Annotated in this window: 26 protein-coding genes; 21 read left to right on the top strand and 5 right to left on the bottom strand. The window is 72.2% G+C overall.

Going from position 1 to position 22,403, the window contains the following annotated elements; genetic code table 11:
- Positions 1-283 precede the first annotated feature (283 nt).
- The 4 genes from ABZ826_RS04875 to ABZ826_RS04860 all read left to right on the top strand — a co-directional run bounded on the left by ABZ826_RS04875 (position 284) and on the right by ABZ826_RS04860 (position 4,452).
- On the top strand, positions 284-1,567 hold the full coding sequence (locus ABZ826_RS04875; RefSeq protein WP_361442198.1) for an NYN domain-containing protein: 1,284 nt from the start codon (positions 284-286) through the stop codon (positions 1,565-1,567).
- Between the two features lie 156 nt (positions 1,568-1,723).
- On the top strand, positions 1,724-2,698 hold the full coding sequence (locus ABZ826_RS04870) for an ABC transporter ATP-binding protein (protein ID WP_361442489.1): 975 nt from the start codon (positions 1,724-1,726) through the stop codon (positions 2,696-2,698).
- A gap of 256 nt (positions 2,699-2,954) precedes the next feature.
- Positions 2,955-3,683 carry an ABC transporter permease gene (locus tag ABZ826_RS04865; RefSeq protein WP_361442487.1) on the top strand — a complete coding sequence of 243 codons (729 nt, stop codon included), beginning with the start codon at positions 2,955-2,957 and terminating at the stop codon, positions 3,681-3,683.
- Between the two features lie 34 nt (positions 3,684-3,717).
- Entirely contained in the window at positions 3,718-4,452 is a 735-nt protein-coding gene (locus tag ABZ826_RS04860) for an ABC transporter permease (RefSeq protein WP_361442195.1), read from the top strand.
- 152 nt (positions 4,453-4,604) lie between these two features.
- Here the strand turns inward: ABZ826_RS04860 and ybaK are convergent, their stop codons facing one another.
- From ybaK to ABZ826_RS04840, 4 genes are all read right to left on the bottom strand, one after another.
- A complete protein-coding gene (gene ybaK / locus ABZ826_RS04855; protein ID WP_361442192.1) occupies positions 4,605-5,108 on the bottom strand; it encodes a Cys-tRNA(Pro) deacylase in 504 nt (167 codons plus the stop codon).
- A 28-nt stretch (positions 5,109-5,136) separates the two neighbouring features.
- Positions 5,137-5,880 (bottom strand): LON peptidase substrate-binding domain-containing protein, encoded by a 744-nt coding sequence (locus ABZ826_RS04850; protein ID WP_361442189.1) that lies wholly within the window; start codon positions 5,878-5,880, stop codon positions 5,137-5,139.
- A gap of 5 nt (positions 5,881-5,885) precedes the next feature.
- Complete coding sequence (locus ABZ826_RS04845; protein ID WP_361442186.1) at positions 5,886-6,923, bottom strand: hypothetical protein; 1,038 nt, start codon at positions 6,921-6,923, stop codon at positions 5,886-5,888.
- A 301-nt stretch (positions 6,924-7,224) separates the two neighbouring features.
- Complete coding sequence (locus ABZ826_RS04840) at positions 7,225-8,826, bottom strand: oxidoreductase (protein ID WP_361442183.1); 1,602 nt, start codon at positions 8,824-8,826, stop codon at positions 7,225-7,227.
- A 150-nt stretch (positions 8,827-8,976) separates the two neighbouring features.
- Between ABZ826_RS04840 and hisD the strand changes: the two genes are divergently transcribed.
- The 10 genes from hisD to ABZ826_RS04790 all read left to right on the top strand — a co-directional run bounded on the left by hisD (position 8,977) and on the right by ABZ826_RS04790 (position 16,829).
- The gene (hisD, locus tag ABZ826_RS04835; protein ID WP_361442180.1) at positions 8,977-10,299 is read left to right on the top strand and encodes a histidinol dehydrogenase; all 1,323 of its coding nucleotides are present in this window, start codon (positions 8,977-8,979) and stop codon (positions 10,297-10,299) included.
- Complete coding sequence (locus ABZ826_RS04830; RefSeq protein WP_361442177.1) at positions 10,296-11,444, top strand: histidinol-phosphate transaminase; 1,149 nt, start codon at positions 10,296-10,298, stop codon at positions 11,442-11,444. The genes hisD and ABZ826_RS04830 overlap by 4 nt, the downstream gene beginning before the upstream one ends.
- Positions 11,441-12,043, top strand: coding sequence for an imidazoleglycerol-phosphate dehydratase HisB (gene hisB, locus ABZ826_RS04825; RefSeq protein WP_351086611.1), 603 nt, complete (start codon positions 11,441-11,443; stop codon positions 12,041-12,043). The genes ABZ826_RS04830 and hisB overlap by 4 nt, the downstream gene beginning before the upstream one ends.
- Positions 12,040-12,207, top strand: a complete 168-nt coding sequence (locus tag ABZ826_RS04820) for a hypothetical protein (protein WP_361442173.1) — start codon at positions 12,040-12,042, stop codon at positions 12,205-12,207. The genes hisB and ABZ826_RS04820 overlap by 4 nt, the downstream gene beginning before the upstream one ends.
- A gap of 10 nt (positions 12,208-12,217) precedes the next feature.
- On the top strand, positions 12,218-12,871 hold the full coding sequence (gene hisH, locus ABZ826_RS04815; RefSeq protein ID WP_361442170.1) for an imidazole glycerol phosphate synthase subunit HisH: 654 nt from the start codon (positions 12,218-12,220) through the stop codon (positions 12,869-12,871).
- Entirely contained in the window at positions 12,871-13,596 is a 726-nt protein-coding gene (priA, locus tag ABZ826_RS04810; RefSeq protein ID WP_361442167.1) for a bifunctional 1-(5-phosphoribosyl)-5-((5-phosphoribosylamino)methylideneamino)imidazole-4-carboxamide isomerase/phosphoribosylanthranilate isomerase PriA, read from the top strand. The genes hisH and priA overlap by 1 nt, the downstream gene beginning before the upstream one ends.
- Positions 13,593-13,991, top strand: a complete 399-nt coding sequence (locus ABZ826_RS04805) for a RidA family protein (protein ID WP_361442164.1) — start codon at positions 13,593-13,595, stop codon at positions 13,989-13,991. The genes priA and ABZ826_RS04805 overlap by 4 nt, the downstream gene beginning before the upstream one ends.
- Complete coding sequence (gene hisF, locus ABZ826_RS04800) at positions 13,988-14,743, top strand: imidazole glycerol phosphate synthase subunit HisF (RefSeq protein WP_361442161.1); 756 nt, start codon at positions 13,988-13,990, stop codon at positions 14,741-14,743. Before ABZ826_RS04805 ends, hisF begins: the two co-directional genes overlap by 4 nt.
- A gap of 230 nt (positions 14,744-14,973) precedes the next feature.
- On the top strand, positions 14,974-15,561 hold the full coding sequence (locus tag ABZ826_RS04795; protein WP_361442158.1) for a helix-turn-helix domain-containing protein: 588 nt from the start codon (positions 14,974-14,976) through the stop codon (positions 15,559-15,561).
- Between the two features lie 23 nt (positions 15,562-15,584).
- Positions 15,585-16,829, top strand: a complete 1,245-nt coding sequence (locus tag ABZ826_RS04790; RefSeq protein ID WP_361442155.1) for an MFS transporter — start codon at positions 15,585-15,587, stop codon at positions 16,827-16,829.
- 16 nt (positions 16,830-16,845) lie between these two features.
- On the opposite strand, the gene ABZ826_RS04785 is transcribed toward ABZ826_RS04790, so the two are convergent.
- Positions 16,846-17,478, bottom strand: a complete 633-nt coding sequence (locus tag ABZ826_RS04785; RefSeq protein WP_361442152.1) for a TIGR03085 family metal-binding protein — start codon at positions 17,476-17,478, stop codon at positions 16,846-16,848.
- Positions 17,479-17,562: 84 nt separating this feature from the next.
- On the opposite strand from ABZ826_RS04785, the gene hisI reads away from it, so the two are divergent.
- From hisI to ABZ826_RS04750, 7 genes are all read left to right on the top strand, one after another.
- The gene (gene hisI, locus ABZ826_RS04780) at positions 17,563-17,946 is read left to right on the top strand and encodes a phosphoribosyl-AMP cyclohydrolase (RefSeq protein WP_361442149.1); all 384 of its coding nucleotides are present in this window, start codon (positions 17,563-17,565) and stop codon (positions 17,944-17,946) included.
- Positions 17,947-17,957: 11 nt separating this feature from the next.
- Positions 17,958-19,448 (top strand): anthranilate synthase component I, encoded by a 1,491-nt coding sequence (locus ABZ826_RS04775; RefSeq protein ID WP_361442146.1) that lies wholly within the window; start codon positions 17,958-17,960, stop codon positions 19,446-19,448.
- 17 nt (positions 19,449-19,465) lie between these two features.
- Positions 19,466-20,122 carry a TIGR02234 family membrane protein gene (locus ABZ826_RS04770; protein ID WP_361442143.1) on the top strand — a complete coding sequence of 219 codons (657 nt, stop codon included), beginning with the start codon at positions 19,466-19,468 and terminating at the stop codon, positions 20,120-20,122.
- 127 nt (positions 20,123-20,249) lie between these two features.
- Complete coding sequence (locus ABZ826_RS04765; protein ID WP_361442140.1) at positions 20,250-20,498, top strand: HGxxPAAW family protein; 249 nt, start codon at positions 20,250-20,252, stop codon at positions 20,496-20,498.
- Between the two features lie 177 nt (positions 20,499-20,675).
- Positions 20,676-21,122, top strand: a complete 447-nt coding sequence (locus ABZ826_RS04760) for a DUF2752 domain-containing protein (protein ID WP_361442138.1) — start codon at positions 20,676-20,678, stop codon at positions 21,120-21,122.
- A gap of 115 nt (positions 21,123-21,237) precedes the next feature.
- Positions 21,238-22,047: an indole-3-glycerol phosphate synthase TrpC gene (gene trpC / locus ABZ826_RS04755; protein WP_361442135.1), complete on the top strand. Its 810-nt coding sequence runs from the start codon at positions 21,238-21,240 to the stop codon at positions 22,045-22,047.
- A 9-nt stretch (positions 22,048-22,056) separates the two neighbouring features.
- A complete protein-coding gene (locus ABZ826_RS04750; protein WP_361442132.1) occupies positions 22,057-22,275 on the top strand; it encodes a tryptophan synthase subunit(beta) in 219 nt (72 codons plus the stop codon).
- Positions 22,276-22,403: the final 128 nt, after the last annotated feature.

Here is a 22,403-nt window from a genome sequence, read left to right as displayed (position 1 = left end):
GCGCCGTTTTCCGGATCCGCCACGCCGATGATCGAGTTCCGGCCGTCAACCCCTGCGTGGTCGGGCAGACTCGAAGGAAACCCTTGGGCTGAGAGGAGCTCACAAAATGGGAGTCCGATCAGCTCGCGGCGTCTGGTGCGTACGATCGCAAGGCGCTGGAAGGTCCTCGTAGCGGAGCTACTAGGGCATTTCGGCAATGCAGCGAGCGTGCGTGCCAGGCGTCGCGAGCCGGGCGCCCATTTTGTGAGCCCCTCCAAGACCGCACCCGAACTTCTGGAAGAGGGTGGAACGCGTGGACCGTTGCGTCGTCCTGGTGGACGCCGGCTACTTGCTGGGCGCGGCCGCGAGCCTGCTGGCCGGAGAGCCCGCCCGTTCCCGCATCACCGTCGACCACGCGGCCCTCATCCGGGGCCTGCGCGAGCTGGCGGAGGCCGACACGCAGCAACCGCTGCTGCGGATCTACTGGTTCGACGGCGCCCCCGACCGCGTACCGCAGCCCGAGCACCGCAGGCTGCGTGTGATGCCCCGGGTGACCGTCCGGCTCGGCGCTCTCACCCGCAGTGACGGCCGCTGGGCGCAGAAGGGCGTCGACGCCGCGATGCACGCCGAACTCACCGAACTGGCCAGGAACCGGGCCTGCTCCGACGTGGTACTGGTGACCGGCGACGGTGATCTGCTGCCCGGCCTGATGTCCGCCAAGGAACACGGCGTCGCCGTCCATCTGTGGGCCGTCCAGGCCGCCGACGGCGACTACAACCAGTCCGAGGACCTCGTCGCCGAGGCCGATGAACGAAGGGTGCTCGACCGGGCCTGGATCACCGGGGCCGTACGTGCCAAGGAGACCGGCGGTGTCTGTGCCCCGCCGCCCGTGCCCCGCCCGGAGATCGCCGCGATCCTCTCCGCGCCCCTGCCCGAGGCGGCCCTCGCCGCCTCCGCCGAGCGGGCCTCGGAGGCCGAGGCCACGGACGTCACCGACAACGCCGCCCCACCGCCCGAGGAAAGCCCCGCCGCCGACCGGCCCGGCCCCGGCGGAAGGGGTGTCCCCACCCCCAAGGACCTGGCAGGCACCCTGCGCGGCCCCGGTGTCCAGTCGACCCAGCAGTCCCCGCAGCCCTCGCCCGCCAACGCGACGCTGCGCTGGTCCTCCGACAAGGGCTGGATGGAGCGCGGCGGACCGCTGGGAGAGCCCGCCGAAACCGCGTCCCTCCCGACGCTGGCGCAGCTCACCAGCGCCGAGCAGCGCTGGGCGGACCGCGAGGAGGACATCACCACCGTCGGCGGCGATCCCTTCGAGGTGGGTCAGGTCTTCGCCCGCCGCTGGATGGAGCGGCTGCCGGAGAACACCCATCTGCAGAAGCTGTCGACCATGTATCCGCGCATCCCGCACCGCATCGACGGTGAACTGCTGCGGTACGCGGCACGGTTCGGCCTGCTCGCCCACAAGGACGACCAGATCGACGAGCACGACCGCTATGCGATCCGTGCGGGGTTCTGGCGGGAGATCGATGTACGGGCCGCGGCGGAGCACGCCCCGCCGGCGGAGCGGACGGGCCTGTCCGGCGACTGACGGGGCGGCGGGCCCGCCGGGCGGGCATCCCCGTCCCGCGAATGCGGCGTCGATGCCCGACCGGCACGGCCCCGGGCGCAATACGGGGCATCCGACCCCGTACTCTCGTACCTCGTGAGTACGGGCACAGCACAGGCGCAGACGGCGACCGGGACCGTGTGCGTGGTGCGTGATCTGGTCAAGACCTATCCCGCCGCCCGCGGCCGTCGCGGGGCACCCGCCACACCCGAGGTGCGCGCCACCGACGGGATCAGCCTGGAGGTGCGGCGCGGCGAGATCTTCGGACTCCTCGGGCCCAACGGCGCGGGGAAGTCCACCCTGGTTCGACAGCTCACCGGGCTGATGCGGCCCGACTCCGGCAGCGTCACCGTGCTGGGCCACGACCTCGTCCGCCACCCCGAACGGGCCTCCCGGCTGATCGGGTACCTCGGGCAGGAGTCCACCGCCCTCGACGAACTGACCGTGTCGCTCGCCGCCGAGACCACCGGACGCCTGCGCGGCCTCGCGGTACGGGACGCCCGCGCCGGACGCGACGCCGTACTCGACGAACTCGGCCTCACCGAGATCGCGGGGCGCCCCCTGAAGAAGCTGTCCGGCGGGCAGCGGCGGCTGGCCTGCTTCGCCGCCGTGCTGGTCGGCGAGCGGCCGGTGCTGGTGCTGGACGAGCCGACGACCGGGATGGACCCCGTCGCGCGGCGCGCCGTCTGGGCCGCCGTGGACCGCCGCCGGGCCGAGCGCGGCACCACGGTGTTGCTCGTCACCCACAACGTCATCGAGGCCGAGACGGTCCTCGACCGGGTCGCCGTGATCGAACGCGGCAAGGTCATCGCCTGCGACACGCCGACCGGACTCAAGGAACGGGTCGCCGGCGAGGTCCGGGTCGAGCTGGTGTGGCGTGAACGCGCGCCCCTGGAGGTGCCCGAGGTCGCCGCGCTGCGCGGCTCGGCCCAGGAGTCCGGGCGGCGTTGGGTGCTGCGGCTCGGCCCCGACGAGGCACGGGCGGCGGTCGCCGCGGTGACCGGCGGCGCGGCCTTCGCCGCACTCGACGACTTCACGCTGGCGACGCCCAGCCTGGAGGACGTCTATCTCGCGCTCGGCGGGGACACGACCATGGGGCTGGTGAAGTCATGACCGGGGCGGGCGGGGCGACCGGGACGCGCGGGAGGCGCGGAGCGGCCGGCTGCGCGTGCGTGGCCGGGACGGGAGTGGCGGCCGGCTGCGCGTGCGTGGCCGGGCAGGGAGCGAAGAGGAGCAGCGCCAGGTGACGAGCATCGTTCCCGCGCAGGCGGTGACCGGACCCGTCCGGACCGCCGAGGACGGCCGTGCCGTCGGCGACGGTCACGGTCACGACGGGGCGGCCGCCGCGCCGCTCGCGCCGCGGGCCCGGCTGTTCCCCTCGCTCGCGGCCGTCTACCGCGCCCAGCTCTCCAGGGCCAGGGTCGCCCGCATGCCATTGCTCTTCGTCGCGACCTTCCAGTCCGTGGGGATCATGGTGCTGATGCGCGGGGTCGTCGACGGCGGCTCCGAGGCGCGGGCCGTCGTCGCCGGATCCAGCGTTCTCGTGGTGGCCTTCGTCGCGCTCAATCTGCTCGCCCAGTACTTCGGGCAGTTGCGGGCGGGCGGTGGGCTCGACCACTACGCCACGCTGCCCGTGCCGCCTGCCGCGGTGGTGCTCGGCGCGGCCGGGGCGTACGCCTCCTTCACCGTGCCCGGCACGATCGTCACGGCCGTGGCGGGGAGCGTGCTGTTCGGACTGCCACTGACGCACCTGTGGGTGCTCGTCGCCGTCATCCCGCTCTCCGGGGCGGCGCTCTCCGGGCTCGGCGCGGCGTTGGGACTGCTCGCGCCCCGGCAGGAGCTGGCCACGCTGCTCGGGCAGCTGGGCATGTCGGCGGCGCTGCTGCTCGGTGTCCTGCCGGCCGACCGGCTGCCCGCGCCGGTCGACTGGGCCCGTGATCTGCTGCCCTCGACCTATGGTGTCGAGGCGCTCTCCCGGTCCTTCGACGCCCACCCCGACTGGGCGGTCGTCGCACTGGACCTCGCGGTCTGCGCCGCCGTCGGTGTCCTGTCGCTGGCCGCGGCCACCTGGGCGTACCGCAGGGCAGCGGTCCGGTGAGGCGCGGCACAGGTACGCCTGGCACGATGGCAGGGTGACCGCACCTCTGACACCGCCTCACCAGCCCTCGTCCGACGACCCCTGGCAGACCCCGCCGAAATGGGGCGGGTCCGGTGGTCCCGGCGGCCCTGGCCCCGGTGTCCTGGCGGAGTCCGACGGGGAGAACGACCGCCGGTCGGATCTACGGCGGGCCGCTCTCGTCACCCTGCTCGTGACGGTCTCGGGTGTCGTGCTCGGACTCCTGTGGGTGTGGCTGGCTCCGCGGGTCCCGCTGATCTCGGACGGCACGGCCGTCTTCCTGAGTGACAGCGAGGGCGAGGAGGCGATCGGCGCCGACGGCACGTTCGTGCTCCTCGCGCTGGCATGCGGTGCGGTCTCCGCGGCGCTGGTCTTCTGGTTCCAGCGGCGCGGCGGGATCGCCCTGGTGGTGGGGCTGGCGCTGGGCGGACTGCTCGGGTCCCTGGTCGCCTGGCGGCTGGGCGTATGGCTCGGGCCGAACCAGGATGTGGTCGCGCACGCGCGGGCGGTCGGCAAGGGCGTGGTCTTCGACGCACCGCTTCGGCTGCGGGCCAAGGGGGCCGCGTTGCTCATGTGGTCGCTGGCGGCGATGGCGGTTCATCTCGGGTTGACGGCGCTGTTCGGGCCGCGGGATCCGGAACCGGAGTGGGGTGCGTTTCCGGGGTGGGCCGCGGATGGACCCGTGCCGGGTGCGGGGCCCGCGGCGGGGCCCGCGGCTCCGGGTGCGGGTGTGCCGCCGGAAGGGTCCTAGGGTCTGGGGGGTGGGCCGCTGCGGGGGAACGGCCCCTACCCGCCTCCTCCCGGAGCCGAGGGTTCAGCCCCTCGGACCTCCGGATCCTCCGGACCTCAAGCGCCGGGCGGGCCCCGTTGCGCCCGGCGGATCGAGAGAACAGCGGGGCGGGACTACTCCCGGCCGATCTCCGCGAACACCGCTCCCGTCAGCGAGGCCAGATCCGTGGGGGCCAGTTCGACCTCCAGGCCGCGGCGGCCCGCCGAGACGCAGATGGTCTCGTGGGACCGCGCCGACGCGTCCAGCACCGTACGCAGCCGCTTCCGCTGGCCCAGCGGGGAGATGCCGCCCCGTACGTAGCCGGTGGTGCGTTCCGCTGCCGCCGGGTCGGCCATCGCGGCGCGCTTGCCGCCGACCGCGGAGGCCAGGGCCTTGAGGTCCAGGGAACCGGCCACCGGGACGACCGCGACGGTGAGGGCGCCGTCGACGTCCGCGACGAGCGTCTTGAAGACCCGGTCGGGGGAGACGCCGAGTGCCTCGGCGGCCTCCTCGCCGTAGGAGGCCGACGCCGGGTCGTGCTCGTAGGCGTGGACGGTGAACGCCGTACCGGCCGCGGTCAGTGCGACCGTCGCCGGGGTGCCGCCTGACTGTTGCTGCTTCTTCGGCTTCTTCGCCACGGGGAAGGGTCCTCGGGTCGGTCGTCGGTCAGTTGGGGTGGGTCGGGGCCCGGGTCAGGTCCACCGCCGGCAGGGACGGCAGATGCCGGATGACGGCGGTCTCGGCGCGCAGCAGCGTCAGTTCCTCGCGCAGCCGGGTCGCGGTGTCGGGTGCCTGGAGCAGCCGCTGCTTCGACGGAATGTCGAGCACGGCCGCCGCCGCGACCAGGTAGGAGACGACGGAGGGGTCGTCGGGAAGGTTCGCGCCCGTCGTCAGCGACCGTTCGCTCGCACCGGCCAGCCGCTTCTGGTAGGCGCGGAAGGCCCGCAGGACACCCTCCGCGAGCGCGCCGGCCTCCTCGCCGGGTTCCTCGTCCAGCTCTTCGAGCTCGGCGGTCAGATAGGGGCCGCTCGCCTCGACGGAGAGCAGCTTGACCCGGGTGGTGCCGGTCGCGAGGACCTCGAAGCTGCCGTCCGGCCGTTCCCGGATCTTCGCCGCGTCGGCGATGCAGCCGACCCGGTGGAAGGTCTGGACCGGATCCGGGCCGAAGCCGTCGGCGGGGCCGCGCTCGGCGCGGGTGTGCGTCGCGGCCGGCATTCCGGTGGCCGTCGGGGCGATCTCGCGGCCGTCGCGGATCGCGACCACGGCGAAGCGGCGGGGCTCGTCGTCGTCGGTCTTCAGCAGCTCGCGCATCATGGCGCGATAACGCTCCTCGAAGACGTTCAGCGGCAGCACGAGGCCGGGGAACAGCACCGCGTTCAGCGGGAACAGAGGCAGGCGGGCGGTGGTCACAACGGTCAAGCGTAATGGCCGTGTGGCCCGCTGTGGTCGGCCCGGCCCGGCGAGGGCGTCACACAGGCCGCCCGGCGCCGCGCTTCGTCCCTCGTGTCGAGGAACCGGCCGAGCGGGTCGTCGGAGACCGACGACCACGGGAACGAGGCCGCATGCGGTCCGATCCGCCGGAACTGTTCCAGCGCCTCTTCCCAGCGGCCCCGGGTGACCAGCACGAACACCAGCAGGTTGCGGGCCTCGGCCGGCCAGGCATCGCCCGGTGCGAACGAGGCGGACAGGGCGATCGCCAGGTCCGCCGCGGCGTCGATCCGTTCGTCCTGCACCGAGGTGGTGCGTACGGCCGGTCCCTCGATCAGCACGGCGAAGGCGGCCCGCAGCGGCAGTGCCTGCACCAGCGAGCCGGGCAGCGAGTCCTCGGCGGCCCGCTCGGCGAAGTCGAAGCACTCGCGGTGCGAGCCGTACCAGGCGGCGGAGAGGTATCGCAGGGCCGCGACATGGCAGCCGTAGTGGTGCGAGGAGCGCTGGATCGCCTGCTCCCACAGCGCCTCGAAGGTGGTGTGCGTGGCGTGGGTGCCGCGTGCGTGGTCGAGCGCGAGCCGCCAGGGCACGGGGTCGCGCGGAACGGCTTCGGCCGCCGCGGTGATCAGCGGTCCCAGCTCGCGCAGCTGCTCGGCCCGGACCGGCGACTCCCAGGCCCGGCGGACCGCCAGTTCGGCCTTGACGAGCAGCGCGTCCGGATCGTGCGGCGCGGCGGCGAGCCAGTCGGTCAGCCAGCCGTCGCGGTTGCGGGCGAAGGTGGCGAGCCGGCCGAGGTAGCGGTCCCGGTTCTCCCACTCGGCGCCGTCCCGGGTGGTGGCGAGGAGCTTCGCGGCCGGTTCGTACTCCCCGAGGGCGGCGGCGACGAGCGCCGGGGAGAGCCGCTCGTCGGGGGCGTCGAGCAGCACCGCGTCGTCCGACGGCAGTCCGGCGAGCCCTTGGGGGGAGCGCCGGATCGTGCGCGCGGTACGGAACAGAGCGCGAAGGAATGGCATGGTGCAGACCATTGAAAAGCGCTGGTCGGGGCCGCGCCAGAGGGGCACTGTGAAGAGTTGGTGCCGAGTGAATGGGTTGTATCGAGCTTGGTCAATAAAAAGTAAAGGAAAGCGTGGAGTCTGGCTTGTTCCTGACGCTTCGGTGTCGGCCGCCCGGTATGTGTGCCGTGCTTCGGCCAGTCGTTCGACCTGGGAACCCGGCCACGGTGAGCGGGTGCCGCCGGAAGGGCGACCCTCGCTCGGACGGTCGCCCCGTGCTCGTCGGTCCGTCCCGCCGTGGCCGGATTCCGCTCAGAGGCTGTCGGCCGACCTCTCAGCCGCGGCGCAGCAGCCGTGAAGCGCCGGCCGCGACCGTCGTGGCCAGTATCCAGCCGAGCAGGACAAGCACCGCCGCCGCCCACTGCCAGCCGCCTTGCATGCGCCAGTTACCGTCCTGACCGAGGTTGATCACCGGCACCAGCAGATCGAGGGCGTACAGCGCCGGGTTCCACTCCGGATGCTCGTCCTGGTTGATCGCCGCCGGGACGTGCCGGGAGAAGGCCAGCGTGCCCGCCGCCCACAGCACCGCCATCCACACCGCGGCCCGCCCCGGCCGGTAGCCGTACGCCACCGTCCAGTCCTGCAGGAAGCCCCAGAGCTTCGCGGCGGGCGGCAGCGTCTCGCGCCGCCGCCGCTGCTTGGCCAGCAGGACCTCACGGGCGTCCGCGTCCTCCCCGCAGCTGCGCAGCACCGTCGCGAGGCGTTCGTACGGCTCCGGTACGTACTCCGGGGTCGCCGCCGCCACCCACTCCAGGCGCCGGGAGAGCGGGAAGTGCCCGTACGGGACGAGGTTCTCGTACACGAAACCGCCCATCGCCAGCCCGCCGGGCCCCGGCCAGCTCGTCGACACGTCGATCAGCGTGACGACCCTCGCGCCGTTCAGGACGACCCGGCCCTCCTCCGGCCGCTCCGGGTTGAAGCGCAGCTCCGGGGTGACGATCCGGCGCAGCGACAGCTCCTCGTGCCGGGCCAGTACGAACCGCGCCTTGTGCAGATCGACCGCGTCGCCGAACCGGCCGTCGTCCAGACGCACCCCGCCGCGGCACTCGAAGAACTGCGAACGCGTACCGCGCGCCGGGGTCGGGGCCATGACGATGCCGTACGGGGGAGTGGTGCCCTGGATCCCGGTGTCGATGCTCACCCACGCCTCGCTCATGTACAGCGTGCGCTCCACCGTCAGCTGCGGGGCGTTCAGCGCGCGCCGCCCCTCCCTACCTCGCAGCCGGCTGCCGCGCAGACTCAGCGAACCGCCGACCTTCGCCCCGCGCAGACTCAGCTCGCCGCGCGCCTCGACCAGCTCCGCCTGCAGGTCCTGGGCGACCGCCAGCCCGTCAGCGGCCAGGGCCCGCCCGTTGCGGTCGGGGCCGATCTCGATCTGGTTGATCAGCAGGTCGGTGCCGATCTGGGCGTCGGTGAGCCGGATCCCGTGAGCGACGCGGCAGCGCGGCAGATGCAGATCGCCCTCGGTGCGCAGCCTCGCCGCCTCCAGCCGCGGCATCGAACAGCCGACGATCCGCAACGTCGTGAAGTGGCACTCGGGCAGCACCACCTCGCTCTCGAAGCGGCAGCCGGTCAGCTCGACGTACGGCGCGACGCGCCCGCCCGCCAGATCCAGTGTCCCCGTGATCCGCACGCCCCGGAGCTTCAGCGCGGCGACCCGGCCGGGCCGCGGCGGGGGACCGGACAGCAGCAGGCGGGCGACGACGCGCCCGTCCACACTGCGTTCCGGTCCCCAGACACGCGGGGCGAACGGATCGTCCCGCGCCGGGTCACGCGCGCGCAGATCGTAGGTGCTGCCGTTCCTGAAGGCCTGCCACATGCCCAGCTCGGCCGCGCTGAGACCGTCCGGAAAATCGCCGTCGTGCGGTTCGGTCACGGGTGCCCCTTCCACTCGGAGCCGTTCTTCCCTCTGGTGTTCCCTCTGGGTGACGACGTGAACGCTATTGGTCAGGAGTGATGGCCGGGACATGTATCAGCCAGTGATACGGGCGACCGGACGCCGGAGGCGGTCTGCGAGAATTGCGGTGTGATCTCTCGAATCGACCTGCGCGGCAACGCCCTCCCCGAGGGTGGAGCCCTGCGCGACCTGCTGCCCCGTGCCGAGTTCGATGTGGAAGCCGCCCTGGAGACGGTGCGGCCCATCTGCGAGGACGTACGCCATCGTGGCTCGGCGGCAGTGATCGAGTATGGGGAGAAATTCGACGGCGTACGGATCGAATCGATCCGCGTTCCGGCCGCGGCGCTCGCCGAGGCGCTGGAGCGGCTCGATCCCGCTGTACGGGCCGCGCTGGAGGAGTCGATCCGCCGCGCCCGCCTCGTCCACGGCGAGCAGCGCCGCACCACGCACACCACCCGGGTCGTCCCCGGCGGCACCGTCACCGAGAAGTGGGTGCCGGTCGACCGCGTCGGGCTGTACGTGCCGGGCGGGCGCTCCGTCTACCCGTCGTCCGTCGTCATGAACGTCGTTCCGGCCCAGGAGGCGGGCGTCGAGGGCCTCGCCGTGGCCTCGCCGCCGCAGAAGGACTTCGGCGGTCTGCCGCACCCCACCATCCTGGCCGCCTGTGCCCTGCTCGGCGTCGACGAGGTGTACGCGGCCGGCGGCGCCCAGGCTGTCGCGATGTTCGCGTACGGAACGGCCGAATGCCCTCCGGTGAACCTCGTCACCGGCCCCGGCAACATCTACGTCGCCGCCGCCAAGCGCCTCCTCAAGGGCCGGATCGGCATCGACGCCGAGGCGGGCCCCACCGAGATCGCGATCCTCGCCGACTCCACCGCCGACCCGGTGCACGTCGCCGCCGACCTGATCAGTCAGGCCGAGCACGACCCGATGGCCGCCGCCGTCCTGGTCACCGACTCCGAGGAACTGGCCGCCGCCACCGAGGCCGAGCTGAAGCGTCAGGTCGCCGCGACCAAGCACGTCACCGACCGGATCGAGCCCGCACTGGCCGGCCGCCAGTCCGCGATCGTCCTGGTCAACGACCTGGAGGACGGCCTCAAGGTCGTCGACGCGTACGCCGCCGAGCACCTGGAGATCCAGACCGCCGACGCCGCCGCGCTCGCCGACCGGGTCCGCAACGCCGGGGCGGTCTTCGTCGGGCCGTGGGCCCCCGTCTCGCTCGGCGACTACTGCGCCGGCTCCAACCACGTCCTGCCCACCGGCGGCTGCGCCTGCCACTCCTCGGGCCTGTCGGTGCAGTCCTTCCTGCGCGGCATCCACATCGTCGACTACACGCGTGACGCGCTCGCCGAGGTCACCCACCATGTCGTGACCCTCGCCGAGGCGGAGGACCTTCCCGCCCACGGCGCCGCGCTCAAGGCCAGGTTCGGCGGAGAGGTTCCACAGCAGTGACGCAGAGCAACACCCCCCGCACGACCACGCGCATCGACGATCTCCCGATCCGCGACGAGCTGCGCGGCAAGTCCCCGTACGGGGCGCCGCAGCTCGACGTACCCGTGCGGCTGAACACCAACGAGAATCCGTACCCGCTGCCCGAGGCACTCGTCGAGCGGATCGCCGAGCGCGTCCGCGAGGCCGCCCGCGACCTCAACCGCTACCCCGACCGGGACGCCGTCGAGCTCCGCACGGAACTGGCCCGCTACCTCAGCCGCACCGCCGGGTACGAGGTCGCTCTCGACAACGTCTGGGCGGCCAACGGCTCCAACGAGGTGCTCCAGCAGCTGCTGCAGACCTTCGGCGGCCCCGGCCGCACCGCGATCGGCTTCGAGCCCTCGTACTCCATGCACGCCCTCATCGCCCGGGGCACCGGTACCGGCTGGATCTCCGGACCGCGCAACGAGGACTTCACCATCGACGTCGACGCGGCCCGGAAGGTCATCGCCGAGCACCGGCCCGACGTCGTCTTCATCACCTCGCCCAACAACCCCACCGGCACCGCCGTCGACGCCGAGACCGTTCTCGCGCTGTACGACGCGGCCCAGGCGGCCGGGCCGTCGATGGTCGTCGTCGACGAGGCGTACGGCGAGTTCAGCCACCACGCCTCGCTGCTCCCGCTGATCGAGGGCCGGCCGACCATGGTGCTCTCGCGGACCATGTCGAAGGCGTTCGGCGCCGCCGGACTGCGTCTCGGCTACCTCGCCGCCGACCCGGCCGTCGTCGACGCGGTCCAGCTGGTGCGGCTGCCGTACCACCTGTCCTCCGTCACCCAGGCCACCGCGCTCGCCGCCCTGGAGCACACCGATACGCTGCTCGGATACGTCGCCCAGCTGAAGAGCGAGCGCGACCGGATCGTCACGGAGCTGCGCGCGCTCGGCTACGACGTCACCGACTCGGACGCCAACTTCGTCCAGTTCGGCCGCTTCGCAGACAGCCACGCCGCCTGGCAGCGGATTCTCGACCGGGGCGTCCTGGTCCGGGACAACGGCGTACCGGGATGGCTGCGGGTCTCCGCGGGCACCCCGGCAGAGAACGACGCGTTCCTCGATGCGGTACGCACGCTTGTAAATGAGATCGCCAAGAAGGAGCACGACGCATGACTCGCGCGGCCCGCGTAGGAAGAGTCGAACGCACGACCAAGGAAACCTCGGTGCTCGTCGAGATGAACCTCGACGGCACCGGCAAGGTCGATGTGTCGACCGGGGTCGGTTTTTACGACCACATGCTCGACCAGCTCGGCCGGCACGGGCTCTTCGACCTCACGGTCAAGACCGACGGCGACCTGCACATCGACTCGCACCACACCATCGAGGACACCGCCCTCGCGCTCGGAGCCGCGTTCAAGCAGGCCCTCGGCGACAAGGTCGGCATCTACCGCTTCGGCAACTGCACCGTCCCCCTGGACGAGTCGCTCGCCCAGGTCACCGTCGACCTCTCCGGCCGCCCGTACCTGGTGCACACCGAGCCCGAGAACATGGCGCCCATGATCGGCGCGTACGACACGACGATGACCCGGCACATCCTGGAGTCCTTCGTCGCCCAGGCCCAGATCGCCCTGCACGTCCACGTGCCGTACGGACGCAACGCCCACCACATCGTGGAGTGCCAGTTCAAGGCGCTCGCCCGCGCCCTGCGCTACGCCAGCGAGCACGATCCGCGCGCCGCCGGGATACTCCCCTCCACGAAGGGCGCGCTGTGACCGGCCTCAACACCATCCTGATCCTGGTCGGCCTCTTCCTGGCCGGTGGGGTCTACTCCTTCTCGAAGCAGAAGATGCCCAAGGGAGTCATCGTCCTGCTCGGGCTCGCGTCCGTGATGTGCCTGATCGCGGGCGTCATGCGGATCCAGGGACTCTGGGACTGAGGTACGACTTGTGAGCGATACGCAGAGCGCGAAAAAGAAGGTCGTCGTCTTCGACTACGGCTTCGGCAATGTCCGCTCCGCCGAGCGGGCCCTCGCCCACGTCGGCGCGGACGTCGAGATCACCCGCGACTACGAGAAGGCGATGAACGCCGACGGGCTGCTGGTGCCCGGCGTCGGCGCGTTCTCCGCCTGCATGGACGGCCTGAAGAAGGCCCGTGGTGAATGGATCATCGGCCGCAGGCTCTCCGGCGGCCGCCCCGTCATGGGCATCTGCGTGGGCATGCAGATCCTCTTCGAGCGGGGCATCGAGCACGGCGTGGAGACGGAGGGGCTGGACGAATGGCCCGGCACCGTCGCCCCGCTGAAGGCCCCGATCGTCCCGCACATGGGCTGGAACACCGTGCGGTCCCCCGAGGACTCCCAGCTCTTCGCGGGTCTCGACCCCGAGGCCCGGTTCTACTTCGTGCACTCCTACGCCGTGCACGACTGGAGCCTGGAGGTCACCAACGCCAAGATCCGCGCGCCCCGGGTCACCTGGGCCACCCACGGCGAGCCGTTCGTCGCCGCCGTGGAGAACGGCGCACTGTGGGCCACCCAGTTCCACCCCGAGAAGTCCGGCGATGCCGGCGCCCAGCTGCTGACCAACTGGATCGAGACGCTGTAATGCCGAAGCTTGAACTCCTCCCCGCCGTCGACGTCCGTGACGGCCAGGCCGTCCGCCTGGTCCACGGCGAGTCCGGCTCCGAGACCTCCTACGGTGACCCCCTGCAGGCCGCCCTCGCCTGGCAGCGGGCGGGCGCCGAATGGCTACATCTCGTCGATCTGGACGCCGCGTTCGGCACCGGCGACAACCGGGAGCGGATCGCCGAGGTCGCCCGGTCCATGGACATCAAGGTCGAGCTCTCCGGCGGCATCCGCGACGACGCCTCGCTCGCCGCGGCCCTGGCCACCGGCTGCACCCGGGTCAACCTCGGTACCGCCGCCCTGGAGGCCCCGGAGTGGGTCGCCAAGGTCATCGCCGAGCACGGCGACAAGATCGCCGTCGGTCTGGATGTCCGCGGCACGACCCTGCGCGGCCGGGGCTGGACCCGCGACGGCGGCGACCTCTACGAGACGCTCGCCCGCCTCGACTCCGAGGGCTGCGCCCGCTACGTCGTCACCGACATCGCCAAGGACGGGACGCTCCAGGGCCCCAACCTCGAACTCCTGAAGAACGTCTGCGCCGCCACCGACAAGCCCGTCGTCGCCTCCGGCGGTGTCTCCTCGCTGGACGACCTGCGAGCCATCTCCTCGCTCGTCCCGGACGGCGTCGAGGGCGCGATCGTCGGCAAGGCGCTGTACGCGAAGGCGTTCACCCTCGAAGAGGCACTGCAGGTGGTCTCCGAATGACCGACTCCGTCAATCGCATCTCCTCAGGCGCCCCCTGGGAGGACAAGTTCGGCTACTCCCGCGCGGTCGAGCTGCCGAACGGCCTCGTCCTGGTCGCCGGCTGCACGTCGGTGGAGAACGGGCAGATCTCCGCGGGCGGCCCGTACGAGCAGACCGTCACCTCGTTCAAGGTCGCCTTCGACGCGCTGAAGCAGCTCGGTCTGGGCCGCGAGGATGTCGTGCGTACCCGGATGTACCTCACGCACGCCCGGGACGTGGACGAGGTCGGCCGCGCCCACAAGGAGCTCTTCGACGACGTCCGCCCCGCCGCGTCGATGATCATCGTGTCCGGTTTCGTGGACCCGAGCCTGGTCGTCGAGGTCGAGGTCGAGGCGTACCGGGCAGGTGCGCGGTGACTCTCGCGGTACGCGTCATCCCGTGCCTGGACGTCGACAACGGCCGGGTCGTCAAAGGCGTCAACTTCCAGAACCTGCGCGACGCGGGCGACCCGGTCGAGATGGCGAAGCTGTACGACGCCGAGGGCGCCGACGAGCTGACCTTCCTCGACATCACCGTGTCCAGCGGCGATCGGGAGACCACCTACGACGTGGTGCGCCGCACCGCCGAGCAGGTCTTCATCCCGCTCACGGTCGGCGGCGGCGTCCGGACCGCCGACGATGTCGACAAGCTGCTGCGGGCCGGTGCGGACAAGGTCGGCGTCAACACCGCGGCCATCGCCCGCCCGGACCTGATCCGGGAGATCGCCGAGCGTTTCGGCCGCCAGGTCCTGGTGCTCTCCGTGGACGCCCGGCGCACACCCGCGGGCACCTTCGAGGTCACCACGCACGGCGGCCGCAGGGGCACCGGCATCGACGCCGTCGAATGGGCGCACCGGGCCGCCGAACTGGGCGCGGGCGAGATCCTGCTCAACTCCATGGACGCGGACGGCACCAAGGACGGCTACGACACCGAGATGATCGCGGCGGTGCGCCGACACGTGACCGTCCCCGTCATCGCCTCCGGCGGCGCGGGCCGGCTCGCGGACTTCGCGCCGGCCATCGCGGCGGGGGCCGACGCGGTGCTCGCCGCGTCCGTCTTCCACTTCGGCGATCTGCGGATCTCCGAGGTCAAGGGCGCGCTCAGGGAGGCCGGACACCCGGTCCGCTGACCGCCGCACCCACCGATCGCCGGACGGAGCCGATTTTTCGGCTCCGTCCGGCGATCGGCGTTTCGAGGGCCGTTTCCCCCTCTTCCCCCCTCTTCCCCCCTCTTCCCCCCTCTTCCCCCCTCTTCTCGCCGACCGCCGACCGCCGACCGCCGAGCACCGCGCCGAATCCTGCAACTTTTATTGCGCAATAAAGATTGCGCAAGTTTTCTTTCCTGTCTACGGTAGGGCGCATGGCAAGCAATGAAATGCGCCGGATCTCGGATCTGGAGACCCTGAAGGCGTTCGGGCACCCCCTGCGGATGAAGCTCTACAGGGCCCTCTACATCTCCCGTAAGGCCACCGCCTCCCAGCTCGCCGAGCAGGTCGACGAGGCGGTCTCGCTGGTCAGCTACCACCTGCGCAAGCTCGCCGACCACGGTCTGATCGAGGAGGCCGAGCGGCAGGGCAAGGACGGCCGGGAGCGCTGGTGGCAGCCCGCCTCGAAGGGGCTGACCTTCCACGAGGAGGACTTCAGCGACGCACCCGAGAAGGTCGCCACCCACGCCGCTGTCGGCCGGCTCTCGTTCGACCAGCATGTCGAGCTGTACCGCCGCTACATCGACTCGGCCCAGAGCTGGCCACAGGAGTGGCGCAGCGCCGCCTCCGGCTCCGAGTACCTGGCCCGGCTCACCGCCGAGGAGCTCTCGGCGCTCAGCCGTGAGATGCACCAGCTGATCGACCGGTACGAAGAGCTCGGCCGTGCCCGCGACGAGGCCGGGGACACGGAAGGTCGCGAGAACGTCGCTGTGCACCTGTACGCATTCCCGTTCCACACCTGAGCCGACACCCCGAGAGGACCCTCATGACTGTCACCGGAACGGCCACGAATGCCCCCGAACGCCCTGCCCACCGCGACGGCAACGTCCTGCGCTGGCTCGGTGCCTACACCTCGTCGCTGATCGGCGACAGCGTCTACTACATGGCGCTCGCCTGGGCCGCCGCCCGCACCGGCAGCGCCACCCAGACCGGACTCGTGCTCGCCGTCGGCTCCATACCCAGGGCCTTACTGATGCTCGGCGGGGGAGTGCTCGCCGACCGGATCGGACCGCGCCGCGTCGTCATCACCAGCGACGCCGCCCGCTGCCTGGTCGTGCTGGGCCTGGCGGGCGCGCTGCTGCTCACCTCGCCCGCCGTGTGGATGCTGATCGCCGTCGCGCTCGTCTTCGGCGTGGTCGACGCCCTCTTCCTGCCGGCCGTCGGCGCCCTGCCGCCCCGGATCACCGCCGCCGGACAGCTCGCCCGCGTCCAGGGACTGCGCGGACTCGCCGCCCGTACCGCCAATGTCGTGGGAGCCCCGCTCGGCGGCGTCGCGGTGGCTGTCGGCGGCCCGAGGCTCGCGTTCGCCGCGGCCGGGGTGCTCTTCGCCGTATCACTGCCGCTGCTCCTGTCCCTGCGGATCAGCCCCCTGCCCGCCCGGGAAGCCGCCGAACCGTCCGGCACCGCCTGGCACGACCTGGTCGACGGGCTGCGCCACATCCGCCGTCACCCGGTGCTCGGACCGCTCATGCTGGCCGTCGCCCTCAGCGAACTGGGCTTCGCGGGGCCGCTCAACCTCGGGCTGATCCTGCTCGCCCGCGAGCGCGGCTGGGGCGCCTCCGGCATGGGCTGGATCGTCGCCGCGTTCGGGGTCGGCGCCGGTGCGTCGGCCCTGGTGCTCGCCGTGCGCGGCCGGGTGCCGCGGGCCGGGCTCGTGATGTGTCTGATGGTGCTGATCGGCGCGGTCGCCATAGCGGCCCTGGCCTACACGCCCTCGCTGGGCCCCGCCGTAGCCGTCGCCGTCTGCATCGGGCTCTTCGCGGGCCTCGGCGGCTCCCTGTGCGGCGCCCTGATCCAGACGGTCACCGAACCCGCCTATCTGGGCCGGGTCACCTCCGTGTCGACGCTCTTCACCCATGCGATCGCACCGCTCAGCTACCCGGTCGCGGGAGCCGCCGTCGCCGCATGGGGGACGGGCCCGGTCTTCGTCGCCAGCGCCGCGGTGTCCGCGGCGGGGGCGGTGGCCGCTCTGACCTTCACCCGGTTGCGCCGCGCGGAACTCCCGCGCTGACCCGTCCCCGTACGCCCTACACGCCCAGCTCCGCCGTGTGCAGCCGGGCCACCGCCTCCTGGTCGCCCTCCAGCCCCACCGTCGCCGCGTCCTGCCGGCCGAACACGAAGAGCAGCAGCTCGCCCGGCTCGCCGGTGACCGTCACGACCGGGGTGCCCTTGTGCGCCACCGCCGTCTGGCCGTTCGGGCGGCGCAGTACCAGCCCCACCGGGGACTTGCGGCCCAGCAGCCGGGCCGTCCTCTCCGCACGGGACCACAGCACATCGGCGAAGACCGGGTCCAGCGCCCGCCGCGACCAGTCCGGCTGGGCCCGGCGCACATCCTCCGCGTGGACGTAGAACTCGACGGAGTTGGCGGCCTCGTCGATCTGCTTCAGACCGAACGGGGACATCCGCGGCGGACCGGTACGGATCAGCTGGATCAGCTCCTCGTACGGCTTCGCCGTGTACTCCGCCTGCACCCGCTCCAGGCGGTTCTTCAGCAGGCTCAGCAGCGCACCTCCCGCCGCGTCCGGCCGACGCTCGCGGACCACCACATGGGCGGCGAGGTCCCTGGTCGTCCAGCCCCGGCACAGAGTCGGGGCTTCCGGTCCCGCCGCCTCCAACAGGTCGGCGAGCAGAAGTCGTTCGCGCTTCGCATGGGTCGACATGTTCGCCAGCGTACGACCGTCGCACGCGGTCCGCCCAGTGGACGCCGCACGGAACCGCTCCCGCGACCACGGCACAATGGGCGCATGACCAGCGCGCCCACGCCCAGCACCCCGCCGCCGTCCGGCACCCTCGACCCGGCCATCGCCGCCCGCCTCAAGCGCGGCGCCGACGGGCTCGTTCCGGCCATCGCCCAGCAGTACGACACCGGCGAGGTACTGATGCTCGGCTGGATGGACGACGAGGCGCTGCACCGCACCCTCACCACCGGCCGCTGCACCTACTGGTCCCGCAGCCGTCAGGAGTACTGGGTCAAGGGCGACACCTCGGGCCACATCCAGCAGGTCAAGTCCGTCGCCCTCGACTGCGACGCCGACACCGTCCTCGTCAGGGTCGACCAGACGGGTGCCGCCTGCCACACCGGCGACCGCACCTGTTTCGACGCCGACGTCCTCCCGCTCGCCCAGTAGGGTCAGCCGCCATGGATCTCGATACCTTCCGCAAGCTGGCCGTCGAACGGCGCGTCATCCCCGTCAGCCGCCGGCTCCTCGCGGACGGCGACACCCCGGTCGGCCTCTACCGCAAACTCGCGGGCGAGCGCACCGGCACCTTCCTGTTGGAATCCGCGGAGAACGGCCGCACCTGGTCGCGCTACTCCTTCATCGGGGTGCGCAGCGCCGCGACCCTCACCGCACACGACGGGCAGGCCCACTGGCTGGGCACCCCGCCCGTCGGAGTCCCCGTCGACGGTGACCCGCTGCAGGCCCTGCGCGCCACCATCGAGACCCTGCACACCCCGCACGACCTGGTCGTCGACAACGGGATGCCCCCGTTCACCGGCGGCATGGTCGGCTATCTGGGCTACGACGTCGTGCGCCGCCTGGAGAAGATCGGCGACAGTGCGGAGGACGACCTCCGCCTTCCCGAGCTGACGATGCTGCTCACCTCGGACCTGGCCGTGCTCGACCACTGGGACGGCAGCGTCCTCCTGATCGCCAACGCGATCAACCACAACGACCTCGCGACCGGCGTCGACGAGGCGTACGCGGACGCCGTCGCCCGTCTCGACGCCATGGAGCGGGACCTCTCGCGCCCCGTCGAGAACACCCCCGCCGCCCTGCCGCCGTCCGAGCTCCCCCCGTACACCGCGCTGTGGGGCGGCGCGGCGTACCAGGACGCCGTCGAGGACGTAAAGGAGCGCATCAGGGCCGGCGAGGCCTTCCAGGTCGTCCCCTCCCAGCGCTTCGAAACCCCGTGCACGGCGAGCGCGCTGGACGTCTACCGGGTGCTGCGCGCCACCAACCCGTCGCCGTACATGTACCTCTTCCGCTTCGACGGCTTCGACGTCGCGGGCTCCAGCCCGGAAGCCCTCGTCAAGGTCGAGGACGGACGCGCCATGGTCCACCCGATCGCCGGAACCCGGCACCGCGGCGCCACCCCGCAGGAGGACCAGGCGCTGGCCGACGAACTCCTCGCCGACCCGAAGGAGCGCGCCGAGCACCTGATGCTCGTCGACCTCGGCCGCAACGACCTCGGGCGGGTCTGCGAACCCGGCACCGTCGAGGTGGTCGACTTCATGTCGATCGAGCGGTACTCGCACGTGATGCACATCGTCTCCACCGTCACCGGCCGGGTCGCCGAGGGCCGCACCGCCTTCGACGTCCTCACCGCCTGCTTCCCCGCGGGCACCCTTTCCGGCGCCCCCAAGCCCCGTGCGATGCAGATCATCGAGGAGCTCGAACCGACCCGCCGCGGACTGTACGGAGGCTGCGTCGGCTACCTCGACTTCGCCGGGGACTCCGACACCGCCATCGCCATCCGGACCGCCCTGCTCCGCGACGGCACGGCGTACGTCCAGGCCGGAGCCGGTGTCGTCGCCGACTCCGACCCGGTCGCCGAGGACACCGAGTGCCGCAACAAGGCCGCCGCCGTGCTCCGCGCGGTGCATACGGCCAACCGGCTCCACGGCTGACGAGGCCGTAGGGGATAGTGGGGTATGTGAGTGCTGTTCCCGTACCCCAGCCCCGTGCCCGAGCGGCTACCGCCGATGCCACGGGAAGCCGCCGCAGCCTGGCCGCCGGACTGCTCCTCGGCGCGGCCGGCGCCACCGTCGTCCTGCTCGCCTCCGGCCAGACCTGGGCCGAGGGCCGGGCGGCCGTCGGCGGCGGCTCCCTGCCGCTGGCCGCCGACGGTCAGGACGTCACCGGTCTCCCGGCGGCCCTGGCCATTGTCGGCCTGGCCGCCCTCGTCGCCGTCTTCGCCGTGCGCAGCAGCGGGCGGCTGATCGTCGCCGGGCTTCTCGCCCTCAGCGGCCTCGGTGCCGGACTGAGCGCCTGCCTCGGCGCCTCCGACAGCTCGGCGCTCAATGAGAAGGCCGCGCAGACCACCGGCGACACCGCGGCGACCATCGGCGTCCTCAGCCACACCGCGTGGCCCTACGTCACCGCGGCCGGCGGCCTGCTGATCCTCCTCGCCGGACTGCTCGCCCTGCGGTACGGGAAGCTCTGGCCGACCATGTCGGGACGGTACGAACGGGACGGCACCCCCCGCCCCCGCAAGGCCGCCCGCACCGCCCCGGACCCGGACCGGCCCGAGGACCTCTGGAAGGCCCTGGACCGCGGTGAGGACCCGACGGGCGAGGCGTGACCCCGAGCTCACGCCGTACCCGCGCGTACGGGACAATGAGGCTGAGCTTTCTGCACAGCGGCACCAACAGCGGCACCAGCTTTGCGTACAGCGATACCAACAGCGCATCACCAACAAGGAGCAACTCATGGCGGGCAGCAGCCACGGACACACCCCGGCCGCCTGGACCGGTGTCATCATCTCCTTCATCGGCTTCTGCGTCGCGGGCGTCTTCACGGTCGCGGCCAACCTGGTCGGCTTCTGGGCCGGTATCGCCGTCATCCTCCTCGGCGGCGTGGTCGGCCTCGCGATGAAGGCCGCGGGCCTCGGCATGCCGAAGGAGTCGGAGGAGATGGCCCGCGCCAGGGCGCGTGCCGCGCAGGCCCAGATCTCCTGACGCACGCGGCAACGCGACACCCCACGGGTGTGCGAGGCGCAGCCCGGCCGGGCTGCGCCTTTCCGCGTCAGCAGGGATAATCACCGAGTGGACGCATCGCCCAGCCCAGCCGCAGCGCCGTCGGCGCCGGGCCCCCGGCCCGCCCCCGGCCCTCCGCCGACGTCCGGACCGCCGCCGATGTCCGACCGGCCGTCCCCGCCCGTCTTCCCTCCGGCCCCCGTGCCCGTCTCGCGGATCCGGCGCCTCGCCGTTCCGGCGGGAGTCATGGCCGCGGTCATCGGTGCCTTCGGGTACGTCGGCGCCGTCGACCCCAATCAGCAGGGCCACTACCCGGTGTGCCCGCTGCTACGGTTCACCGGCCTGTACTGCCCGGGATGCGGTGGGCTGCGCAGTGCCCACGCCGTCGCGCACGGCGACATCGCCGCCGCCCTCGGCTCCAACGCGCTCGCCGTCGTCGGCTACGCGGCCTTCGCCGTCCTCTGGGTGGTCTGGACGGCCCGCGCCGCCCGGGGAAGGCCCATGAGCATCGCCGCGAAACCCGTCGTCTGGTGGGGGATCGGGGCCGTGCTGCTGATCTTCTCGATCGTCCGGAATCTTCCGTTCGGATCGGCGTTGGCGCCTTGAATGCCCAGGTAGTGGGACATTCGCCGACTCGATTCGGGCCCTTCGCCCTCCTGCGGATAGCATTGACATGCCTGATCCTGTTCCCTCATCACCGTTCCGGAAGGGGGCCGCTCGCGTGAGTGTGCTCGACGAGATCATCGACGGCGTACGCGCCGACCTCGCGGAGCGGCAGGCGCGCGTCAGCCTCGACGAGCTGAAGGCGCGCGCGGCGCGCGCTGCCGCGGCCAAGGACGGAGCCGCCGCCCTGCGGGGCGAGGGCGTCACCGTCATCTGCGAGGTCAAGCGCTCAAGCCCCTCCAAGGGGGCCCTCGCCGCCATCGCCGACCCGGCCGCGCTCGCCGCGGACTACGAGGCGGGCGGCGCGTCCGTCATCTCGGTCCTCACGGAGGAGCGCCGCTTCGGCGGTTCGCTCGCCGACCTGGAGGCCGTCCGCGCCAAGGTCGACATCCCGGTCCTGCGCAAGGACTTCATCGTCACCTCCTACCAGCTCTGGGAGGCCCGCGCCTACGGTGCCGACCTCGCCCTGCTGATCGTCGCCGCCCTCGACCAGGAGGCACTGGTCTCCCTGATCGAGCGCGCCGAGTCCATCGGTCTGACGCCGCTGGTCGAGGTGCACGACGAGGAGGAGGCGGAGCGCGCCGTGGACGCCGGGGCGAAGGTCATCGGCGTCAACGCCCGCAATCTGAAGGACCTCAAGGTCGACCGCTCCACCTTCGAGCGCGTCGCCCCCGAGATCCCCGACCACATCGTCAAGGTCGCCGAGTCCGGCGTCCGCGGTCCGCACGACCTGATCGCGTACGCCAACGCGGGCGCCGACGCGGTGCTCGTGGGCGAGTCCCTGGTCACCGGCCGCGACCCGAGGGCCGCCGTCGCCGACCTGGTCGCCGCGGGCACCCATCCGGCGCTCCGCCACGGACGGGGCTGACCCCGCACCATGACCGCCGCACGTCCCGTGCCCCGCACCCGGCCGCGCCTGCGGCAGGCCCTGGTGACGGCTGCCCGGGACCCGCACGCGCCGCTGGCGCGCGGCTGCCGCCCCCGCGGCTGCCGCGCCCCCGCGCGCCGGGTGCACGGCAGGCGCGTGCGGTACGTGATCGGCGACGAGCCCGGCCAGGTCAACGGCATGCGATGGCGCACGGGGTCCGCGCTGTAGCGAGCCCCGGCCGACGTACCCGCACCACTCCTGTCATGGGTACGACCGCACCTCCCGACCGATTCCGGCCGTGGTGGCGCTTCGCTCACGGCGCATACGGTGAACCCACCCATTGCGATGTCGAGGAG

The organism is Streptomyces sp. NPDC047515, assembly GCF_040643055.1.
In the GTDB taxonomy this organism is placed as follows: Bacteria; Actinomycetota; Actinomycetes; order Streptomycetales; family Streptomycetaceae; genus Streptomyces.
The sequence above is the reverse complement of the archived record's forward strand: the minus strand, read 5'-3'. Positions and strand labels throughout refer to the sequence as shown.

What these genes read in the sequence shown, in the direction of transcription:
- ABZ826_RS04775 (WP_361442146.1), top strand. Translation starts at nt 17,958, where the DNA reads ATGGATCTCGATACCTTCCGCAAGCTGGCCGTCGAACGGCGCGTCATC.
- ABZ826_RS04785 (WP_361442152.1), bottom strand. Translation starts at nt 17,478, where the DNA reads ATGTCGACCCATGCGAAGCGCGAACGACTTCTGCTCGCCGACCTGTTG.
- ABZ826_RS04805 (WP_361442164.1), top strand. Translation starts at nt 13,593, where the DNA reads ATGACCGACTCCGTCAATCGCATCTCCTCAGGCGCCCCCTGGGAGGAC.
- ABZ826_RS04795 (WP_361442158.1), top strand. Translation starts at nt 14,974, where the DNA reads ATGGCAAGCAATGAAATGCGCCGGATCTCGGATCTGGAGACCCTGAAG.
- ABZ826_RS04790 (WP_361442155.1), top strand. Translation starts at nt 15,585, where the DNA reads ATGACTGTCACCGGAACGGCCACGAATGCCCCCGAACGCCCTGCCCAC.
- ABZ826_RS04760 (WP_361442138.1), top strand. Translation starts at nt 20,676, where the DNA reads ATGTCCGACCGGCCGTCCCCGCCCGTCTTCCCTCCGGCCCCCGTGCCC.
- hisB (WP_351086611.1), top strand. Translation starts at nt 11,441, where the DNA reads ATGACTCGCGCGGCCCGCGTAGGAAGAGTCGAACGCACGACCAAGGAA.
- hisI (WP_361442149.1), top strand. Translation starts at nt 17,563, where the DNA reads ATGACCAGCGCGCCCACGCCCAGCACCCCGCCGCCGTCCGGCACCCTC.
- ABZ826_RS04765 (WP_361442140.1), top strand. Translation starts at nt 20,250, where the DNA reads ATGGCGGGCAGCAGCCACGGACACACCCCGGCCGCCTGGACCGGTGTC.
- ABZ826_RS04845 (WP_361442186.1), bottom strand. Translation starts at nt 6,923, where the DNA reads ATGGTCTGCACCATGCCATTCCTTCGCGCTCTGTTCCGTACCGCGCGC.
- ABZ826_RS04750 (WP_361442132.1), top strand. Translation starts at nt 22,057, where the DNA reads ATGACCGCCGCACGTCCCGTGCCCCGCACCCGGCCGCGCCTGCGGCAG.
- priA (WP_361442167.1), top strand. Translation starts at nt 12,871, where the DNA reads ATGCCGAAGCTTGAACTCCTCCCCGCCGTCGACGTCCGTGACGGCCAG.